The organism is Enterobacter sp. CGMCC 5087 (assembly GCF_003144775.1).
In the GTDB taxonomy this organism is placed as follows: Bacteria; Pseudomonadota; Gammaproteobacteria; order Enterobacterales; family Enterobacteriaceae; genus Enterobacter; species Enterobacter cloacae_M.
The window spans coordinates 1-690 of sequence record NZ_QFXN01000340.1; the positions used below are offsets into that span (position 1 = coordinate 1).

A 690-nucleotide genomic window follows, 5' to 3' on the forward strand; every position below is an offset into this window, starting at 1 on the left:
CTGTCGTTCATTGATGCCATCAGAAAAGCAACGTCGTTTGAGATTTACGTCAACGACAAAAAGGTGGGGCATTTTTCCCCTTCTGCCGGAAACGTTCACAAGGTTCTGGCTGATATGCCCGAATGCACGACACTGACCGCCGGGTAGCCCCGCCCGCCTGTTTACAGCAAAATCAATCAAGGACAATACGATATGACCGATATTTCGACACTCAGCCAGCGACTGGCGACCCCAACCCTGCATTTTGTGCTACTCACCGTCGCCACCTGCGGCATCTGGCCGCTGCTCTGGCTGTACCGAAAACAGCAGATTATCAGCGACACCACCGGGTATCCGGTGAGCAGCGATATCTTCGTCATCTGGCTGGCCGTCTGCTTCGGGCTCGGGCGACAGTTTGGCGTCATGGCCTCACCCGACCTGGCAGGGTACGACACGGGCAGCGATACGCTGCTGGCCTTAAGCGGCATTCTGTCGCTTGCCTGTGGCGTGATGTACATCGTCTGGGCCTTTAAGGCCAGAGCCGCACTGCGCCACTATGCGCTGAACACCTTCCGCTTCGACCTCAGAATGAACGCGTTCTGGACCGTCGCCTTTAACGTCTTCTACATCACCTGGTGCATCAACGACATGCCGCAGGCGCTGGCGAAACACCGGATTATTCACGGTCAGGTCCCCGTGCCGCCGGAATCG

1 protein-coding gene is annotated in these 690 nt (G+C 57.1%); it reads left to right on the forward strand.

Going from position 1 to position 690, the window contains the following annotated elements:
• Window positions 1–192: 192 nt before the first annotated feature.
• Window positions 193–690 (forward strand): DUF4234 domain-containing protein (locus DEO48_RS26275; RefSeq protein WP_109846751.1); only part of this gene is annotated, 498 nt, incomplete at its 3' end.